Genomic DNA, 18,240 nt, shown 5'->3' on the forward strand with positions numbered 1-18,240 from the left:
CGACTCACGGAGTTGGTAGCGCCCGGAAACTCTTGAATCGCAACCGTCTGCGCTCCGCTCGTCTAGAATAGCCGCGATACCTTGAGAGCCTTGCCACCATGCCTGACCAGGCTGAACAACGCCCACTTTCCGACCTTCCTTTGCACGACCTGATTGCCTGCCACGAATGCGATCTGTTGATGCGCCGCCCGGACCTTGATGAAGAACAGAAAGCCTGTTGCCCCAGGTGCGGCTATGAACTGGTGGTGCACCGCTCCAAGATGGAACGTCGTGCCATGGCCTTGGTGCTGACGGCGTTGCTGCTGTTCGTCCCGGCCAATTTCCTTCCCATAATGAAACTCAACCTGCTTGGGCAAACGACCCATGACACGGTCTGGACAGGCGTTGTTGGCCTATACAACACCGGCATGGAACCCGTCGCGGTGCTCGTGTTCCTCTGCAGCATGGTCATCCCTCTGATCAAGCTCCTCTGCCAACTGATCGTGCTGGTCTGCATCAAAACTCGCCGCGCACTTGGCTTGGGACTGTTGCTCTATCGGCTGTATCACCATTTGCGGGAATGGGGGATGCTCGAGGTTTACCTCATGGGGATTCTGGTTTCCATCGTGAAGCTGATCGATCTGGCCGACCTGCATCTTGGTATCGGTCTGGTCTGTTTCATTGGTCTGCTGCTGTCGCAGGTATGGCTTGAGGTGACCATGTCGCCGCATCAGGTCTGGGACGCGTTGGAAACCGAAGGAGAGACTCATGCGCGCCATTGATGCCGGCATTATCGTTTGCGACGAATGCCACCAGTTGAATCGTCCCGACTCGGATGAGGATCATGGCAATTGCAGCCGCTGCGGCGCAGTACTGTACCCACGGCGACCCAATAGTATCGTTCGAACCTGGGCGCTACTGATTACGGCTACGATCCTCTATGTCCCCGCCAACTTACTGCCGATCATGACGGTGAACTTCTTTGGCAACGGGGCCCCCTCTACGATCATGGGCGGTGTGCTCGAACTGATTCATGCCGAGATGGTGCCAATCGCGCTGGTGGTCTTCGTTGCCAGCATCCTGGTGCCCACTTTCAAACTAGTAGGAATCGCGCTGCTGCTTTACTCAGTGCAACGGCGACTGCCTATGTCGCCGCGTCAGCGCATCCTGATGTATCGCTTCATCGAGTGGATTGGCCGATGGTCAATGCTGGATATCTTTGTCATTGCCATCCTCGTGGCGTTGGTGAACTTCGGCAACTTGGCCAGCATCGAAGCCAACCTGGGTGCCGCGGCCTTCGCCAGTGTCGTGGTGACCACCATGATCGCTGCAGTGACCTTCGACCCCAGACTGATCTGGGACAATACTGATATGGACGACGAGAATGCCTGAGTTGCCAACCCCGAAAACCCGCAAAACCACGAGCTGGTCCGCAATCTGGGTACTACCGCTGGTGGCGCTGCTCATTGGCCTCTGGCTGGCCTGGAAAGCCATGAGCGAAGCAGGCATCGAGATTCAGATTCGCTTCGAGAACGGCGATGGTATTCAGGTGGGCAAGACCCAACTGATGTACAAGGGAATCCAGGTGGGCAAGGTGGTCGACCTGCATGTCAGCGATGACATCCAAGGTGTGGTGGCCACGGTTGAGGTGATGAAGGAGGCCGAGCCTTACCTCAGCAAGGACACCCGTTTCTGGCTGGTTCGCCCGCGGGTTTCCCTGGCAGGGGTGACGGGCCTGGAAACCCTGGTCTCCGGTATCTATATCGCCATTGATCCCGTGAAGGGAGAGGCGGCGCGGCGATATATCGCGCTGCCCGAACCACCGCCACTGTCCGACTCGCTGCCCGGTCTGCACCTTACCCTGAAGGCTGAACGCCTGGGGTCCCTTGAGCAGGGCAGCCCGGTTTATTACCGACAGATCCAGGTTGGCCAGGTGAAGAGTTACCAATTGGCCGAAGATCAGCGCACGGTCGAAATCAAGGTACACATCGAGCAGCCTTACGCGCATTTGGTGCGCAAGCACACGCGTTTCTGGAATGCCAGTGGCCTCAACGTTACTGCGGGATTGGCAGGCGTGAAGATCCGCACTGAGTCCGTGCTCAGCATCATGGCCGGCGGCATAGCGTTCGCGACCCCAGAGCACCGTCAGGACAGCCCTCCCACCGATCCCAGCATCCCGTTTCGCTTGTATGACGGCTTTGAGTCTGCCGAAGCCGGCCTGAGGGTGCTGCTGCGCATGGATGACGTCAGCGGCCTCAGCCCGGGTAGCACGCCGGTGATGTACAACGGTGTGCAGGTCGGCACCCTGAAGAAGCTGGATATGGACAAGGACTTCACCGGCGCAACCGCTGAGCTGACCATGGAGCCGCGTACCGAGGACTATCTTGTCGAAGGCACCGAGTTCTGGACGGTGAAGCCGTCGATTTCGTTGGCGGGCATCACCGGTATCGAGGCCCTGGTGAAGGGCAACTACATTGCCGTGCGCTTTGCGAAGGAGGGTACGCCGACCCGGGAGTTCAAGGTTCGACCCAAGGCGCCCCCACTCAATACCGATGCGCCTGGCCTGCACCTGGTGCTGACCAGCGACCGCCTAGGCTCCCTGGAAGTCGGTAGTCCGATCCTGTTCCGCCAGATGCGCGTGGGCAGCGTGCAGAGCTATCAGCTGTCCCGTGACCAGCGGCGCGTGGTAATCGGTGTCCACATCGAGCCCGAGTTCACCAAGCTGATAAACGAGTCCACTCGCTTCTGGAACTCCAGCGGCATTACCCTCAAGGGCGGACTGTCGGGCGTCGAAGTGAAGAGCGAATCCCTGCAGACCCTGTTGTCGGGCGGCATCACCTTCACCACACCGGACCCGAAGGCCAAGCTCGTCACCAGGCCGCGCCGCTTTACGCTGTTCGACAATGAAGCCCTGGCCATCGAGAAGGGAACTGTCATCGAGATCGCCATTCCCCAGGCCGAAGGCATCAAGGAAGGCACGCCGATCCGCTTCAAGGGCATCGATGTGGGCGAGGTGGAGTCGGTGATCCTGAGCAACGACCTCTCTGGCGTGGTGGTCAAGGCTCGCCTCACCCAGGCAGACCACCGCATCGCTCGTGCCGGGAGCCAGTTCTGGGTGGTACGTCCGGAGCTCGGCCTGTTGCGAACGGCCAACCTGGACACTCTCGTCAGCGGCCAGTATCTGGAAGTCCTGCCGGCTGCCAATCCAGGAGCCGCGCAGACGCGTTTCACTGCACTGGCCGAATCGCCGGACCCGATCGTCCGCGAGGAGGGCTTGCGCATCACCCTCAGCGCGCCGCGCCGTGGTTCCCTCAAACCGGGCGTGATCGTCAGTTACCGCGAAGTACCGGTAGGCAAAGTACTTTCCTACGAGCTGGGCAAAACTGCCGACCGCGTGTTCATCCATGTACTCATCGAGCCGCGCTACGCGCCACTGGTGCACAGCGGCAGCCGCTTCTGGCACACCAGCGGTGTCGGGGTGGATGCCAGCCTGTTCAATGGCGTGAAGGTGCGAACCGGCTCCCTGGAGTCCTTGGTGGAGGGCGGGATTTCCTTCGCCACGCCGAACGAAGGGCAGATGGGCAACGCCGCACTCAATGGCCAGACCTTCGCCCTGCATGACGATGCCGAGGACGACTGGCTGACCTGGGCGCCGAAGATTCCTTTGGCGAAGTAACCACGTAACAAACAAAAGGGCCGCAATTCGGCCCTTTTGCTTTCCTGGCGAAAGGATCAGGCGGGCTCGGCCGCTTCGTCCTTCTCATCATGGGCGACTTTAGCCACTTCGCGACGCTTGATGAACTTCCAGTCCGCCTCGTCGATGTAGATACCATTCGGGCCACTGCCACCTTCCAGGTCGATGGCGACGTTGGCCGATACTTGCGGCTTAACCGACGCGAGGATGGGGGTGAAGCCCAGTTGCTGGCTGGTTTCGATCAGCGCCTGCTGGTTGCGCTCGTCGATGTCTGCCGCCTCGTCCAGATAGTAGGGCAGACGAATGCGCCCGGCTTGCTCGCGATCCATCAGGTGCAGCAGCAGGTACATGTTGGTCAGCGCCTTGATCGTCATCGTGGTGCCGTTGGAGGCGGCGCCGTCGATATCGGTGTGAATGACCGGCTGGCCGTGCACCTTGGTGATCTCGAAGGCCAATTCGAACAGGTCTTTCAGGCCCAACTGGTTGCCGTTGGCGGCCACCAGGCGCGCCAGGTATTCCTTGGCCTCTTCGTTCTTCGCATCCTGATCGCTCGAGTTGGTCAGGTCGAAGACCGATAGGGTCTCGCCCTCCTCGTACTGCCCGGCGCTGTGGATGATCTGATCGATGTGACGCAGGGCTTCCTTGTTCGGGGCGAGGACAATGCGAAAGCTTTGTAGGTTGGAAACCTGGCGCTTGTTGATCTCGCGGTTGAACAGCGCCAACTGGTGTTCCAGGTTGTCGTAGTCGCTGCGGATATTGCGCAGGGTCCGGGCGATGTCGGTGACCGCGGCGCGGCGTGCCTTGGCCAGGGTCAGGGCTTCGTCCTGGCGGTGTGCGTAAGCGTTGATCAGCAATTGCAGGCGGCGCTCGGCGTCGTCTTCGCTGTCGAACTTGGCCACACCCTTGAGGCGGACCTGGGCGTAGAGCGCTTCGATCTGGCCGTCGATGCGCTGCAGCGCCTGCCAGGTGTCCTGGTAGTCGTTGAGCAGCGGCAGCAGGTTGTCCAGGCTGTCGTCCACCGGGTCCATGAAAGGCTTGCCGAAGGGCAGGTCGGCGGGCAGCAGCTGGCGGCGGCGCAGGGCGTCTTCCAGGGTGCGTTCCTTGGCTTCCAGGTCGGCGAGCTGGCGACCTACCAGTTGCAGCTTGGCGGAGAGCTGCTGAACGCGTTCGGTGAAGGCATCGGCGGAGCGCTTGAGTTCGTCCTGGGTGGCTTCCAGCTGCGCCAGCTCTTCCAGCTTGACGGGCTCTTCAGCGCTGAGGGTCTGGGCCTTGCGGAAGTCTTCCAGGGCTTTCTGGGCGTCCAGCACATCCTGGTACAGCTTCTCGGCCTGGGCCTTGCTCGCGGCGCGGTCGGCGGCCACGGACTGCTGCGTCTTCAGCTGCTTCAGCTCGCGTTCCAGGCGGTCCTTCTGGTCGCGCAGGGCGGCGCGGTCGGCCAGGGCCTGCAGGGCCGGCGGCTCGATGTGGGACAGGTCGATGGACAGGCCCGGTACTTCGAACTGGCTGCCCTTGAACTGGTCGAGCACAGTTTCCAGGGTTTTCACCCAGGCTTCGCCGTCGTCCAGCTGGATACCTTTCTCTCCCAGCGGCAGGCTGAACAGCTGGCCGTTGAACAGGCGCATCAGACGGTCGACGTCGGCCTGGGAGAACTCTTCGCGCAGGCGCGAGTAGCTGTTGTTGTCGGCGTGGTCGAGCTGCTGCTTGACCGCCTTCAGGCGTTTCTCCAGGTCGCGCAGACGCTCGTCCAGGTCTTCGGCGGAGAACTGGCGGGACTGGGCCAGGGCGCCAGCCAGCTCGTCGTGGGCGTCCTTGGCGGCGAGCAGCTGCTGCTCCAGCACCTTGGCGTTTTCCACCAGAGCGAAGCGGTTCTTCAGTACCGCCAGCTCACCCAGCCAGCGCTGGTTCTCAGTGATGGCACGCTCCAGGCGCATCATTTCCTGGGTGCCGCCACGCTGTTCGTTCTGCAGACCGTCCTGCTCGTTGCGGTAGTGCTCGGCCTGGATCACGAGTTCCTCGCGGCGGGCGCCGGAGTAGTCCTGCCAGGTGCCCAGCAGGGAGTCCAGCAGCGGGGAGATGCGGTGCAGTTTGCCGCGCAGGGTCTCACGCTGGGCCACGCCGTTGGCCAGCGCCTCGACCAGTGGGCCGGCGGAGACCAGCGCCTGATAGTCCTGCTCCATGCGGCGTACGTCGCGGAAGGCCTCTTCGCAGGCAGCGATGTAGTCCACGCTGCCGGAGCGCAGGCTGTGCTCGAAGGCATCGAGGAACAGTTGCTTGAGCTTGGCCGCGGTGATCTCGCGCATGTGCAGCAGGTTGATGAACAGTGAGCGGAAGGTCTTCAGGCTCTGTTCGCTGGTAGAGCGCAGCGGGATCAGCGTCAGGTCCAGCGGGATCGACGTGTGGCCACCCACCAGCAGGCGGCGCAGTTCATCGGGCTTGAGCTCGTAGGCCTTGATGCCTTCGCGTTCCAGGCTGTTGAACAGCTCACGCTGGCGCAGGCAGGTGCCGTCGCGCTGGTAGTGCTCCAGATTCAATTCGCCACGGTAGGCGAAGAACTGGTGGCCGAAGCCGCCGCCCGGACCGCGACCGGCCACGCCGATCACGTGGGGGCCGTGGGGCAGGGAGACTTCAACGAGGATGTAGCTGGTATCGGTGGCGAAGTAGAACTTGCGCGACTGCTCCAGGCTGTACTTGCCGAAGCTCATGTCCGACATGCGCGCCAGGATCGGGAACTGCAGCGCGTTGATCGACGCCGATTTACCGAGGTTGTTGGCGCCGTAGATCGACAACGGGGTTTCCAGCGGGAACAGGCCCAGGCTGTATCCAGCGGTGTTCAGCAGGGCGAAGCGGCGGATGCCGTAGCGTTCCTGGCTCATGCGTCTTCCTCCTGGGCTGCGCGTTCTTCTGCCATGGCGCGGGCCAGGGCGTCTTCTTCGGACTCTGCGGATTCGTCGACGATTTCAGGGGTGTCGATGGGGATGATCGTGTCGCCACTGTCGTCATCCATGAGCACTGGGGCACGCAGTTCCAGGTCGGTGCTGTGCAGGCTGGCAGCCAAGTCGCGGTCGTGTTGCACGGCCAGACACACGTCGAGGAAGCGGTGCATCGGCGGCAGGAAGCGGTAAATGCCGTTGCTGTCCTCGGCGAAGCCCAGCTGGGTGAGACGGCGGATCACCTTCTCTTCCAGCTCTTCATGGGTGGTCACCTCGGCCTGCATGAACAGGTCGCGGTACTTCTCCAGCAGGGCCGGCAGTTCGTCGCGGCCGATGCTGCCGCCATCGAGCACGGAGAGCGGGTCGCGGCCCTGGTCGGCCAGGTGCTCAACCAGGATGAAGGTGAACAACGCCAGGCGCTGCGCGGTCTTGTTCACCTGGGCGCCCATCTGCTCCGGCACGAAGTAGTAGAAGCCACGTGGGTCGCAGACCAGTTCGAAGCCGAGGCCCTTGAACAGGGCACGGTACTGGTCCTGCATGGTGGACAACTGGGCGTAGCACTCCGGCTCGCTGCGGGAGAGGTGGTAGCCCTTGAACAGCTCGCGGAAGATGGGCGCCAGCTGGGTCATTTCTTTCAGGTCGATATTCATCAGGAAGTCTTCTCGGCCGCGGCGTTGGGGCTCTTGATCAGGGCGTAGGAGCTCAGGCTGACCTGGTGCTCGGCGGTCAGGTAGTCACGACGCTCCAGGCGATCGCGAGAGAAGCGCGAATCGCGGGAGAGGCGCGAGAACCAGTAGAGGAGTTCGTCTGTGGCGCCTTCGGGCTCCTGCTCCAGCAGCCAGACCATCAGGTCTGGTAACGGCAGGGCCTGCTCGCAACGGTCGAGCATTTCCCGCGCGGTCTTCGGTGAGCGCGGTGCAGCGGCCTTGCGCGTGCCGCCGGATTTCGGGAAGTGCGCCGGTTTCGGCTGGAAGCGTGCCAGGGCATAGACATAGGCCTCCACCTGCGAGCCGCTGCCGAGGAAGGTGGTCTGCGGCCGGGTGAACAGCGGCATGGCTGCTTGAGGTACGGCATCCAGGCCCTTCTTGCGGATCACCGATAGGGCCAGGGCGGCGCCACGGGTCACGGCGTTGTGCCGGCGTGCTTCTTCACGCAGTGGCAGCAACAGTTCCCGGGCCTTGCGCAGGGTGAGCTGGGCGCTGGTTTGCATTTCCAGGATGCGCGCGTGGGTGCGCAGTACCAGGTCGTCGTCCACCAGTTGGCCCAGGCGCTGTTGCTCGCCGAGCAGGCGCAGCAGCACTTGCTCGACACGGCGCACGCCTTGCTCGAAGGCGCCATCGGCGGCGACCAGCTGGATCATCGGCTCGACGTATTCGTCCCAGGTCGCCAGTACCTCGGCGTAGCGTTGGCGCAGAGGGATCTGCCGGTCGCTGGTCTTGGCGCGGTCGGCCACTGCGACCAGGGCCTGCTCGTCGTTGTCGAGCTTCTTCAGGACGTCGCGCACACGCATGTCGAGCAGGCGCAGCTGGCGCGCCAGGTCGTTGCCGTCGCGGATTTCGAAGGCTTCCTGGATGTAGCCGGCGAGGCGTTCCAGGTGGCGCAGGTAGGCTTCGATCTCCAGGCACAGGCCGAGACGGTGTTCGCGCCGCAGGTAGGCGAGGAAGTCGTGGATCTGCGCGTTCAGCTCGAAGCGGTTCGGACTCTTGGCCACGGGAACCAGGATATCCAGGCGCACCCAGAGGTCGAGCAGGGCGGTCACGTCGGTGGGCGTGCCCTCCGGCAACTGGCCGGCGAGCTGCACGCGCAGTTCCACCAGGCTCAAGGTGCCGGCATCGAAGCGCTCGCAGAGCGGCTCGAGCAACGTCCAGTGTTCGGCTAGGGCGCGCAGTACGCGCTTGGGATCGATCATCGATTGGCCGGGGTTCGCTGAAAAAAGAGGCGATTGTACTTCAGGTTGCTGGCGGCGATTGAGCTTCAACCGATCAGAGGAGCGACACCCGCCCGAGACTGACGTTTTTTGGCAGTTTACGACTGGCATCGTGCTATCAGAGGCCCGAAAAAGGCCGGAAATCCCCGTGCAAGTGATTGAATTCGCTGGCATGTTTTCTGCGTTAGGGGAACGTCCGCTGTATGACCGCAGGAACCATGAGCCCCGAATCCGCACTTCTCGCCGACGCCCGCTGGGCCGAGCTGGAACGCCAGACCGACCTGGACTGGGACCTCGACGCCATCACCAACCGGCAAGAGGCCATCGACTTCCTGCTGCACTTCGAGAACCGCCTGTGCGTCTACTCGGCTTATGTGGAAAAGCTCTACAGCCGATACAGCTTCGTGGTGCCGGAGGAGGAGCACGGCAGCATCACCATCCTTCCGGATGAGCTGGCCTGGCACGACACCTTCCATGACATTCCCGCCGATGCCGTGCTGCCCACCGGCATCCACATCCTGCCTGGCGAAGTGCTGGGCTCGACCGGCCTCTACCTGAAGATCCCCGGTGAACACCGCCTGAGTCCTTCCTACGAGCTGCCCTTCCACGACGGCCTGAAGCTGCTGATCCAGCGTTACCAGTCGCGGGGTGAGCAGTTCCTGCCGGTGCTCGTCAAAGGCGACCTGCGCGAGTACGAGGCACGCATGCCTTCGCTGCACCTGCATCGCATCGATACGAGCCGCCTGGGACGCAACTCACGCCTGGAGGTCTCGAACATCAAGGGCGCGATCGCCGATCACCTGATCGGCCTGTTCCGCCGGGGCTGACCTCGGCGTTACCCCTTTGTTGCGATGGGTAACAGCTATCCGTCGCGGACTTCCTGACACGCACCCTCAACTCGACTATGGGTCGGGACGCTTCCCGGCCGGCCTCCCTATAGTGGCTAGAAAGGGGACGAGTCTTCGTCGCTTGCCCATACAAGAACAATCAGGGATGTCGCCATGCGTTCGAATCCGCTGCCCGCCTGGTCGCTGAAGGCCATTCTCCTTGCCGGGGTGTTCTCCACGTCCATCGCCCAGGCGCGAATGGAGGAGCTGGCCGACAGCGAACTGTCCAACATCACTGGCCAGGCCTTCATCAACCTGACCACCGATGCCAATGCCGGGATCAACTACACCCGCGTCAACTTCGGGGTGAACGTCGACACCCAGCTGAACATGAAGAAGCTCCAGCTCGGCCAGTACGACGACGCCGCAACCCGGGCGGGGGAAGTCGCCGGTTCGTCCGACATCCTCATCAACAACTTCGCCCTCGGAACCGTGAATGCGGACGGCTCGGTTAACCCATTCCGTATCGCCGATCCCTTCGTCGAACTGGCCTATTCCGGTAACAAGGTGGTGGGCGTGCGCATCGGATTCGGCGAAGCCAAGGGCGTGTTGTCAGGGGATATCCAGAGCCTGACCGGGAATATCCCGGTGCACATTACCGGCACTGCCAAGCCCATCATTGACAAGGCTTCCGGCTGGGATCAGTTCCTGCTGGCTCTGGCGGGCATCGACGACGACACCCAACTGCAGGCGGACGCGACGCTAGTGAACTCCAGCGGCAACGCCGATCCGGTACGCGGTGGCATGGCCGGCCTCACCAATGGCACGGCGCTGAGTTGCGTCAGCGGTTGTAACCTCGGCGGCCTCTCCGACGCTCTGCTCAGCCTCTTCAAGTCCAGCGGTTGCGGCATCCTCTCCCTTAATACCTGCTTCCCGCTCAGCGACTTCAAATCCCTGCCGGTGGGCAATATCAGCAACATGAATACCATGGAGGGCGCGGCGAAGGGCTTCTTCATCTCCTTCCAGACCCAGGACCTGGCGTGGAAGGACATGGACCAGAACGCCTTCATGACCGCCCTCAAGGGCGCTTTCATGAACATGCCCAAGTACCGCGACGCCAACGGCAACCTGGTATCGCCGGTCAATATCGACTTCGAGCAGGCGTTCAATGGCATCCCGCGGCAGGACACCTGCCTGGGCACAGCCACCGCGGGGTGCTGAGCATGCGTAGAACCATTGTGATCCTGCTGTCGTTAGCCGCCGCCAGAGCGCAGGCTGAACTCAAGGCGCTGGATGACGCGGAGCTCTCCAATGTGGACGGTGCCGGAATCGGCTTCGTGCTGGACCAGGTCCTGCTGGATGCCAAAAACGCCACCATCACCATCAACGACATCACCAACGCCGCCAAGCAGAACGTCCCCATCGCGGTGAAGGAGTTCTACCTTGGCGCCGCCGGCAGCAACAAAGGCGCGAACCTCAGCCCGGTAACCATTGGTCGGCTCGACCATCCCTTCGCCCTCAACCTGGCCAAGGGCGAGGACATGCGGACGCTGCGGGACGACGGACAATGGGTACAGACCACCCCGAGTAATGTCACTGTCCTGGAATTCATGTTTCCCGAGCGGCTGACTGGTGCTGCCGGCCAACCCTGCATTGGCGGTTTCGCCGGTGCCGGCAACAACTGCTCCAGCCGGGCCAGCGAGAAGGTCGACCTGGGGATTCGCTTCGATTTCCAAGTGGCGGCCGGACGCACCGATATCCTCAACCTGGACTTCGCCGAACTGGCGATGGACGGCTCCTACCTGCGGCTGTGGGGCGATAGCGGTCGCAACCAGATGGTCGGCGAGGCGCGCATCAACCTCTTTGCCAAGAGCCTTCAGATCATGAGCTGCGCGGCCGGCACCACCGGTTGCATGACCGCCACCGAGCAGCGCGACCGCACCATCTTCCTCAACAACGCCTACGCCAACATCTCCCTCGGCTACGGCAAGACCCAGCCGCTGCTGTTTGACGTGAGCAGCAACGGCCAGTTCGTGCTGGAGCTTCCCAACCCGACGGCGTCCGGCACCACCCAGGCGCAGAAAGACGCCCTGGCTGCTGACTTCTACGCCAACGCGCCGCGCACCAACATCGTCATCAACAGCCTCCAGACCGGCAGCGGCAGCTTCTCCAGCGGCGGGTACAACTTCGGCTACAACGCGCTCCAGGGCCTCAGCATCAATTACCTCAAGGTGACCAGCCATGACCTCTAGGGCGCTCTACCTGGCGACGTTGCTGGTACTTCCCATGCTGGCCAGAGCTGAACTGCAAGCACTCGAGGATGCCGACCTGAGCCAGATGAGTGGGCAGGGCGGGGTATATCTCTCTGGCGAGTTCAGCATCAACAAGAACGGTGGCGTGCTCTGGAATACACCGGCGTCCAACAACCCGGCCACATGGACGGCCAACGAGCGCAGCTGCGCCATCGCTGGTGCCGCCACCCCGGAAAGTTGCGGCCTGCGCATCGCCATCCGCTCCGAGGCCAATGGCGGCTGGTACGTGTTGGACAACCTCAAGGGCATTTTCAGCTTCGAGGGCCTGACCTTGAACACCCGGCTGATCAACAGCGGTTTCGGCGGCGACGGTGCGGCCTTCAACCAGGATGTCCTGGCCCTCGGCCTGCCCAACGAGATGCGCTTCAAGAACGGCAGCTTCGCCTTCGGCGTGGCCAACCAGGGCGGCTGGCAGAACAAGTCCGGCACCGTCGCCAATGGCGGCAACCCCAGTTACCAGCAGACGAATATCTTCTCGGCGAAGATTGACGGCACCATCCGCATGCAGGGCAGCGTGCTGATTTTCCCGAAGAACTGAGGAACCGCCCATGCGCCCAGCCCCCTTGCTGTTCGGCATCCTCCTCGCCTCCCAGGCCCAGGCCATGGAAGCGCTGGACGACTCCACTATGGCTTCGGTCAGTGGTCAGGGCGGCATCAACCTGGAAACCTCCAGCCAGGGCTGGTTCGCCAGCAACGTCAGCTATACGCAGGACGGCCGCAGCCTCAATCTGCGGGATGTGAGCAACCGGGCCGCCAGCGGCAGTACCAGCACGTCCCAGTCGACCCTCGACGTGCAGGATGGTCAGTTGCAGATCCAGCACAGCGCCAGCCCGCAGGTGTTGGCGGTGAACAACATCGAGATGGACGGCAGTAGCAAGAGTTTCGGTTCCTTCCGCGCCTTCTACACCCTGGGCGCCACCTTGAAGCTCAAGGGAGGCGGGGCCAGTGGCGTCAGTGGCATCGCGGTGGACGACAGCCGGCTGTCCCTCTCCGATGTGACCTTCTATTACCGCGACAACGGCTTCGACCTCATCGTCAAAGGGCTGTCCTTCGACACCTACCTGGACAACGCCTACCTGGACATCGTCAGCGGCGGCACGGGCCAGGAGGTCAAGCTGAACCTGGGGGATGCGCGCTTCGTCGGGACCGTCGGCGGCATCAGCCTCGACCTCGCCCATGGCGACCCCACGGCCTCGCCCGCGACACCCGGCGCGCCGGATCCGCGCGACGCCAACGCCAGCCGCAGCTTCGGCAAGTTGAACATGGACTTGCGCCTGGGCGGCAGCCTCAGCGTCGCCAGCGGGGGCGCCAGCGGCGAAGGCATTCGCATCCGCCCGGACCTGAGCATCGGCAGCAGCCTGTTTCAGTACCAGGACGAAGGCATCCTGCGTGCTGAAAATTTCTCCGGCACCCTGCGCAGCCTCGGTGGACTGACCATCGACCTGGCCCAGGACGCTGGCGGGAGTTATGCCCAAGTGGCCTTCCAGGACCTCAAGCTGAACGCCACCCTCGGCGGCCTGATCATCGGCAACCCGACCAATCAGAAGCTCGGTAGCCTGGCCATCGACCTCAACTTCGCCAATGACGGCACCAAGCAAAATTGGCTCAAGCTGCGTCCGGGTGGCGATCCCAACTCCGGGGCCAAGGGCGTGACGGCCGACGTCAGCTGGAACATGGCCAACAGCTCGGTTTCCCTCACCGATAACGGCAACAGCATGTGGTTCAGCGGCCTGCGCACCAACGGCACCGGCCAGCTCACGCTGGACCTGACCAAAAGCTGCGCCGGCGGCGCCAGCACCGGCTGCTACGCCGGTACCCAGAGCGACATGGGCAAGGGCAACTACAACGGCCATTTCGATGGCTTGCGCCTGGGGCTTTCCAACATCAAGGGCGGCTACAGCTTCGACGGCCTGCGCGTGGGATCGGCCGATGCGCCGTTGCAGGGCGGCACCGAACTGCTGGTGCTGATGGAAATCTTCCCGGCCTACGACTTCATCCTGAATGGCCAGATCACCCTGCTGCCGGGGGGGAGCAGTGGCGACGGCTTGCGCTACAACGCCGATTTCGTCTTCAGTGACGCCCGCGCCGCCATCACGGTGGATGAAACCGGCAAGGGCCTCTGGCTGGCCGGCACCACCTACGACATGCACTTGCGCGATGGCTCGGTGGACGTGAGCAACAACGGCATCGAACTGCGCAAGGGCACCTATTGGTCGAAGTTGGAAGTCAGCGACCTGCGCTGGGGGGATCGCGCCACCGGCACCAGCCTGGGCCGGCTGGTGCTCAAACGCTATGAGCTGGGCTCCACGCTGGCGCTCAGCTCCGGCGGTGCCGGTGCCCTCTGTGTGGGCGGCAGTGGCACCAGTGCCGGCGCCTGCTCGGCCAGCGGCGGACGTTGGGAGGATCGGGGTAACGAAGGCGTGTCGGTGAAGTTGAAGAACGTCTTCGTTCGCGATACCGCCATCGAAAGCACCACCAACGGCGTGGCCACCGACGAGAAACGCAACCAGATCGTCTGGGAAACCAACCGCGTCAATGGCGTCGCTGGTACCGGTAGCCAGCTGGTTGTGGATAACTTCTCCACCTCCGACGGCAACCCCAGCAATCCCAACGCCAACACCCACGGCTTCAATGCCGACCTCAACCTCGACGTTGCCCCGACCAAGGTCTGCACCGACAACGGCGGCAGCTGCACCCCCGTCACCCCCGACCCGCTGGGCTTTGCGGTGAACGGCCGCATCCACTTCAAGGAAATCAACGTCGATCGCCTGCAGCATGTCCACCCCACGGGCGGCGCCGTCACCTCCATGTACGGCATTAAGGTGCAGAACGCGGATATCAGCGCAAACCTGACGGCTACGCCGATCAACTGACCAGCGCGAAAGGTTTTTCCTGTAGGGTCTGCCCCTGCTCGCCACCACCTGCCCACCGACCTTTCCGCCCACCGCTTTTCACGCCACAATTCCCTGATCGGGTGCCGTCGCCACAAGCAGTCCGGCACCATCAGCCTGAGCCCTCGCCGCACGTACGGTAGGGCCGTGAGGAGCGAGACATGAGCAGCCAAGATCGCGTCATCATCTTCGACACCACCCTGCGGGACGGCGAGCAGAGCCCCGGCGCTTCCATGACCAAGGAAGAGAAGCTGCGCATTGCCAAGGCCCTGGAGCGCATGCGGGTGGACGTGATCGAGGCCGGCTTCGCCATCGCCAGTCCCGGTGACTTCGAGGCGGTCAAGGCCATTGCCGACAGCATCAAGGACAGCACCGTGTGCAGCCTGTCGCGGGCGGTGGATGCCGATATCGACCGCGCCGCCGAAGCCCTGGCCGGCGCCAACTCCGCGCGCATCCACACCTTCATCGCCACCAGCCCCATCCACATGCAGTACAAGCTGCGCATGCAGCCGGACCAGGTGGTGGAGCAGGCCATCCGGGCGGTGACACGTGCACGCAACCTCTGCGAAGACGTGGAATTCTCCTGCGAAGACGCCGGCCGCTCCGAAATCGATTTCCTCTGCCGCATCATCGAGGCCGCCATCGACGCCGGCGCCCGCACCATCAACATCCCCGACACTGTGGGCTACGCCATTCCCCACCAGTACGCCGACACCATGCGCCAGTTGCTGCAGCGCATCCCCAATGCCGACAAGGCGGTGTTCTCCGTGCACTGCCACAACGACCTCGGACTTGCCGTGGCCAACTCCCTGGCCGCCGTTGCCGTAGGTGCCCGCCAGGTGGAATGCACCATCAACGGCCTAGGCGAGCGCGCCGGCAATGCCGCGCTGGAAGAGATCGTCATGGCCATCAAGACCCGCCAGGACGTGCTCGGCGTCTACACCAATATCGACACGCCGCACATCCTCAGCACCTCGCGGATGGTGTCTGGCATCACCGGCTTCCCGGTGCAGCCGAACAAGGCCATCGTCGGCGCCAACGCGTTCGCTCATGAGTCGGGCATCCACCAGGATGGCGTGCTCAAGCACCGCGAAACCTACGAGATCATGTCCGCCCAGTCCGTCGGCTGGCACACCAACAAGATGGTGCTGGGCAAGCACTCCGGGCGTAATGCCTTCCGCACCCGCCTGGACGAGCTCGGCATCGCGCTGGCCAGCGAGGCCGACCTGAATGCCGCCTTCGCCCGCTTCAAGGAGCTGGCGGACAAGAAGCACGAGATCTTCGACGAAGACCTGCAGGCGCTGGTCTCCGACACCTTGGGCGAGGAGGCGCCGGAGCACTTCAAACTGGTCTACCTGGAAGTCGCCTCCAAGACCGGCGAAGTGCCCCAGGCCAAGTTGGTGCTGGCCATCGACGGCGTGGAGCAAGGCTCCAGCGCCGAGGGCTCCGGCCCGGTGGACGCCACCTTCAAGGCCATCGAAAGTCTGGCCGCGTCTGAGTCGAGCCTGCAGCTCTACTCGGTCAACGCCATCACCCAGGGCACCGATTCCCAGGGTGAAGTTACCGTCCGCCTCGAAAAAGCCGGACGAATCGTCAACGGAAACGGTGCAGATACCGATATAGTTGTCGCCTCCGCAAAGGCCTACCTCAATGCGCTGAACCTGATGCAGGCCGGCGTACGCAAGGCTCACCCACAGGTTGCTGACGTTTGATCACAGAACACCGTCGTCGCGCATATCTCAATGCCATGCAGGTAGCCACCTGGCTACCGCGCGTGGCATTGCCCTTTGCCGCGCCCTCCAACCCCGAGTTGCTGGCCCTGGCCCCGGAGGTCCCCCTTGAGGACGTACCGGCGCCAGTTGCCGACGTAACTTCCGAAGCACCTGCAGCGGAGGCCCGTCAGGCGGCGACCTCCGTGCGCACCAAGATCGAGGTTCCCCGTCCAGGCAGCACCCTGCGTCCGGCTGTGCAGCCCGAACCCGAAGCGGCTGCCGAGCCGGAAACCACGCCGGCCAAGGTGGAAACGCTGCCGCCGCCGCGTTTCTCCCTGCAACTGCTGCGAGCCGGCAACTGCCTGTTGCTGGTGGAGTTGCCCACCGGCGAACCCTTCCAGAGCCGCGATCCGGCCTACCTACTGCTTAAAGACCTGCTGCGTGCCGGCGGCCTGCCGGACAGCCCGCAGATCCTCGGTGAACCGGTGCGCTGGCCGCTGCTCAGCCGCGGCAACATGGACCAGGGCCCAGACGCGGCTCGAGACTTCGTTCAGGGCTTCGTCGGCATGCGCGTGGAAGAGCAGGGCGATTGCGCCTGCCTCTGGCTGGTAGGCCTCCCAGCGGTGCGCTTTGCCGGTGAGGCGGATGCCACCGCCTTCAACCGCGAACTGCAGGTCGACGGCCTGGGCGCAGCCTGGGCCCTACCGGGTCTGGAACTGTTGATGGACGAGCCCGAGCGCAAGGGCGAACTCTGGCAAGCCATGCGCCGTGTGATGCGCCGCTGGAAGAACACTGAATGACCGACGCTGTTTCCTTCCGCCCGATGACTGAGGCGGATCTCGATGCCGTACTGAAAATTGAATATGCCGCCTTCAGCCACCCCTGGACTCGCGGAATCTTCACCGACAGCCTCAAGTCCTACGACTGCTGGCTTATGTTCGAAGGCAGCCAGCAGGTCGGTCATGGCGTGATCAACGTCATCGTCGGCGAGGCCCACCTGTTGAACATCACCGTCAAGCCGGAAAGCCAGGGCCGCGGCCTGGGCCTGCGCCTTCTGGAGCGCCTGATGGAGCGCGCCCGCGAGCTGCAGGCCGGCGAATGCTTCCTCGAAGTGCGCGCCAGCAACCAGTCCGCCTACCGCCTGTACGAGCGTTACGGCTTCAACGAAATCGGCCGTCGCCGCGATTACTACCCCGCCGCGGGTGGCCGCGAAGACGCCCTTGTCATGGCCTGCACGCTGATCGATTGAGCCCCGCGCAGGCCATTGCCAAAGCTTCCAGTGCTCCGTAAGGTGCCGCCAGCCAGAAGAGGAGAAGAAGCATGAGCGACCTGCAACAGCTGATCGACAACAATGCGCGCTGGGCCGAGAAGATCAAGCAGCAAGATCCGGACTTCTTTGCCAAATTGGCCAAGCAGCAGGTGCCGGAATACCTATGGATCGGCTGCTCCGACGCCCGCGTGCCGGCCAACGAAATCGTCGGCATGCTGCCTGGCGACCTCTTCGTCCACCGCAACGTGGCCAACGTCGTGCTACACACCGACCTCAACTGCCTCTCGGTCATTCAGTACGCCGTGGATGTACTCAAGGTGCGCCACATCCTGGTCACCGGCCATTACGGCTGCGGTGGCGTGCGCGCCGCCATGCGCGACACCCAGTACGGTCTGATCGACGGCTGGCTGCGCACCATCCGCGACCTTTACTACGAGCAGCGCGAGCACCTGGCCACCTTCGCTACTGAAGAGGAACGCGTCGACCGTCTCTGCGAGCTCAACGTCATTCAGCAAGTGGCCAACGTCAGCCACACCACCATCGTCCAGAACGCCTGGCATCGCGGCCAGGAACTCTCCGTCCACGGCTGCATCTACGGCATCAAGGACGGTATCTGGAAGAACCTCAACGTCACCGTCAGCGGCATGGAACAACTGCCGCCGCAGTACCGCCTGCGCCCACTCGGACAGAACTGAACC

At 63.2% G+C, this 18,240-nt stretch carries 15 protein-coding genes; 12 read left to right on the forward strand and 3 right to left on the reverse strand.

Translation table 11 applies throughout. The features are described from left to right. Positions 1-98 precede the first annotated feature (98 nt). The 3 genes from AAHM40_RS14010 to AAHM40_RS14020 are packed head-to-tail and all read left to right on the forward strand — an operon-like array spanning position 99 to position 3,655. On the forward strand, positions 99-761 hold the full coding sequence (locus AAHM40_RS14010; protein ID WP_342245193.1) for a paraquat-inducible protein A: 663 nt from the start codon (positions 99-101) through the stop codon (positions 759-761). Next, positions 748-1,371, forward strand: coding sequence for a paraquat-inducible protein A (locus AAHM40_RS14015; RefSeq protein ID WP_342245194.1), 624 nt, complete (start codon positions 748-750; stop codon positions 1,369-1,371). Before AAHM40_RS14010 ends, AAHM40_RS14015 begins: the two co-directional genes overlap by 14 nt. After that, positions 1,364-3,655, forward strand: a complete 2,292-nt coding sequence (locus AAHM40_RS14020; RefSeq protein WP_342245195.1) for a PqiB family protein — start codon at positions 1,364-1,366, stop codon at positions 3,653-3,655. The genes AAHM40_RS14015 and AAHM40_RS14020 overlap by 8 nt, the downstream gene beginning before the upstream one ends. Before the next feature lie 56 nt (positions 3,656-3,711). Here AAHM40_RS14020 and mksF read toward each other — a convergent pair whose 3' ends face one another. Genes mksF through mksB form a run of 3 tightly spaced genes read right to left on the reverse strand, consistent with a single transcriptional unit; the run spans position 3,712 to position 8,512 of the window. Continuing rightward, positions 3,712-6,546, reverse strand: a complete 2,835-nt coding sequence (mksF, locus tag AAHM40_RS14025) for an Mks condensin complex protein MksF (RefSeq protein WP_342245196.1) — start codon at positions 6,544-6,546, stop codon at positions 3,712-3,714. Further along, on the reverse strand, positions 6,543-7,253 hold the full coding sequence (gene mksE / locus AAHM40_RS14030) for an Mks condensin complex protein MksE (protein WP_342245197.1): 711 nt from the start codon (positions 7,251-7,253) through the stop codon (positions 6,543-6,545). Before mksE ends, mksF begins: the two co-directional genes overlap by 4 nt. Next, entirely contained in the window at positions 7,253-8,512 is a 1,260-nt protein-coding gene (mksB, locus tag AAHM40_RS14035) for an Mks condensin complex protein MksB (RefSeq protein ID WP_342245198.1), read from the reverse strand. The genes mksE and mksB overlap by 1 nt, the downstream gene beginning before the upstream one ends. Positions 8,513-8,748: 236 nt before the next feature. On the opposite strand from mksB, the gene AAHM40_RS14040 reads away from it, so the two are divergent. The 9 genes from AAHM40_RS14040 to can all read left to right on the forward strand — a co-directional run bounded on the left by AAHM40_RS14040 (position 8,749) and on the right by can (position 18,237). Further along, positions 8,749-9,357 carry a hypothetical protein gene (locus AAHM40_RS14040; RefSeq protein WP_342245199.1) on the forward strand — a complete coding sequence of 203 codons (609 nt, stop codon included), beginning with the start codon at positions 8,749-8,751 and terminating at the stop codon, positions 9,355-9,357. A gap of 174 nt (positions 9,358-9,531) precedes the next feature. Beyond that, a complete protein-coding gene (locus AAHM40_RS14045; RefSeq protein ID WP_342245200.1) occupies positions 9,532-10,578 on the forward strand; it encodes a DUF6160 family protein in 1,047 nt (348 codons plus the stop codon). Between the two features lie 2 nt (positions 10,579-10,580). Beyond that, on the forward strand, positions 10,581-11,609 hold the full coding sequence (locus AAHM40_RS14050) for a hypothetical protein (RefSeq protein ID WP_342245201.1): 1,029 nt from the start codon (positions 10,581-10,583) through the stop codon (positions 11,607-11,609). Further along, a complete protein-coding gene (locus AAHM40_RS14055; protein ID WP_137823674.1) occupies positions 11,599-12,207 on the forward strand; it encodes a DUF6160 family protein in 609 nt (202 codons plus the stop codon). Before AAHM40_RS14050 ends, AAHM40_RS14055 begins: the two co-directional genes overlap by 11 nt. 10 nt (positions 12,208-12,217) lie before the next feature. Beyond that, positions 12,218-14,542: a DUF6160 family protein gene (locus AAHM40_RS14060; protein ID WP_342245202.1), complete on the forward strand. Its 2,325-nt coding sequence runs from the start codon at positions 12,218-12,220 to the stop codon at positions 14,540-14,542. A gap of 179 nt (positions 14,543-14,721) precedes the next feature. Further along, positions 14,722-16,272 (forward strand): 2-isopropylmalate synthase, encoded by a 1,551-nt coding sequence (locus tag AAHM40_RS14065; protein WP_342245203.1) that lies wholly within the window; start codon positions 14,722-14,724, stop codon positions 16,270-16,272. After that, positions 16,269-17,072 (forward strand): energy transducer TonB, encoded by an 804-nt coding sequence (locus tag AAHM40_RS14070; protein WP_342245204.1) that lies wholly within the window; start codon positions 16,269-16,271, stop codon positions 17,070-17,072. The genes AAHM40_RS14065 and AAHM40_RS14070 overlap by 4 nt, the downstream gene beginning before the upstream one ends. Beyond that, positions 17,069-17,521 carry a ribosomal protein S18-alanine N-acetyltransferase gene (rimI, locus tag AAHM40_RS14075; protein WP_342245205.1) on the forward strand — a complete coding sequence of 151 codons (453 nt, stop codon included), beginning with the start codon at positions 17,069-17,071 and terminating at the stop codon, positions 17,519-17,521. The genes AAHM40_RS14070 and rimI overlap by 4 nt, the downstream gene beginning before the upstream one ends. Before the next feature lie 71 nt (positions 17,522-17,592). Beyond that, positions 17,593-18,237 carry a carbonate dehydratase gene (gene can, locus AAHM40_RS14080; RefSeq protein WP_028629909.1) on the forward strand — a complete coding sequence of 215 codons (645 nt, stop codon included), beginning with the start codon at positions 17,593-17,595 and terminating at the stop codon, positions 18,235-18,237. The last annotated feature ends 3 nt before the right edge of the window (positions 18,238-18,240 follow it).

This window comes from Pseudomonas sp. OTU5201, from assembly GCF_038440135.1.
In the GTDB taxonomy this organism is placed as follows: domain Bacteria; phylum Pseudomonadota; class Gammaproteobacteria; order Pseudomonadales; family Pseudomonadaceae; genus Metapseudomonas; species Metapseudomonas resinovorans.

What these genes read in the sequence shown, in the direction of transcription:
- AAHM40_RS14010 (WP_342245193.1), top strand. Translation starts at nt 99, where the DNA reads ATGCCTGACCAGGCTGAACAACGCCCACTTTCCGACCTTCCTTTGCAC.
- AAHM40_RS14015 (WP_342245194.1), top strand. Translation starts at nt 748, where the DNA reads ATGCGCGCCATTGATGCCGGCATTATCGTTTGCGACGAATGCCACCAG.
- AAHM40_RS14020 (WP_342245195.1), top strand. Translation starts at nt 1,364, where the DNA reads ATGCCTGAGTTGCCAACCCCGAAAACCCGCAAAACCACGAGCTGGTCC.
- mksF (WP_342245196.1), bottom strand. Translation starts at nt 6,546, where the DNA reads ATGAGCCAGGAACGCTACGGCATCCGCCGCTTCGCCCTGCTGAACACC.
- mksE (WP_342245197.1), bottom strand. Translation starts at nt 7,253, where the DNA reads ATGAATATCGACCTGAAAGAAATGACCCAGCTGGCGCCCATCTTCCGC.
- mksB (WP_342245198.1), bottom strand. Translation starts at nt 8,512, where the DNA reads ATGATCGATCCCAAGCGCGTACTGCGCGCCCTAGCCGAACACTGGACG.
- AAHM40_RS14040 (WP_342245199.1), top strand. Translation starts at nt 8,749, where the DNA reads ATGAGCCCCGAATCCGCACTTCTCGCCGACGCCCGCTGGGCCGAGCTG.
- AAHM40_RS14045 (WP_342245200.1), top strand. Translation starts at nt 9,532, where the DNA reads ATGCGTTCGAATCCGCTGCCCGCCTGGTCGCTGAAGGCCATTCTCCTT.
- AAHM40_RS14050 (WP_342245201.1), top strand. Translation starts at nt 10,581, where the DNA reads ATGCGTAGAACCATTGTGATCCTGCTGTCGTTAGCCGCCGCCAGAGCG.
- AAHM40_RS14055 (WP_137823674.1), top strand. Translation starts at nt 11,599, where the DNA reads ATGACCTCTAGGGCGCTCTACCTGGCGACGTTGCTGGTACTTCCCATG.
- AAHM40_RS14060 (WP_342245202.1), top strand. Translation starts at nt 12,218, where the DNA reads ATGCGCCCAGCCCCCTTGCTGTTCGGCATCCTCCTCGCCTCCCAGGCC.
- AAHM40_RS14065 (WP_342245203.1), top strand. Translation starts at nt 14,722, where the DNA reads ATGAGCAGCCAAGATCGCGTCATCATCTTCGACACCACCCTGCGGGAC.
- rimI (WP_342245205.1), top strand. Translation starts at nt 17,069, where the DNA reads ATGACCGACGCTGTTTCCTTCCGCCCGATGACTGAGGCGGATCTCGAT.
- can (WP_028629909.1), top strand. Translation starts at nt 17,593, where the DNA reads ATGAGCGACCTGCAACAGCTGATCGACAACAATGCGCGCTGGGCCGAG.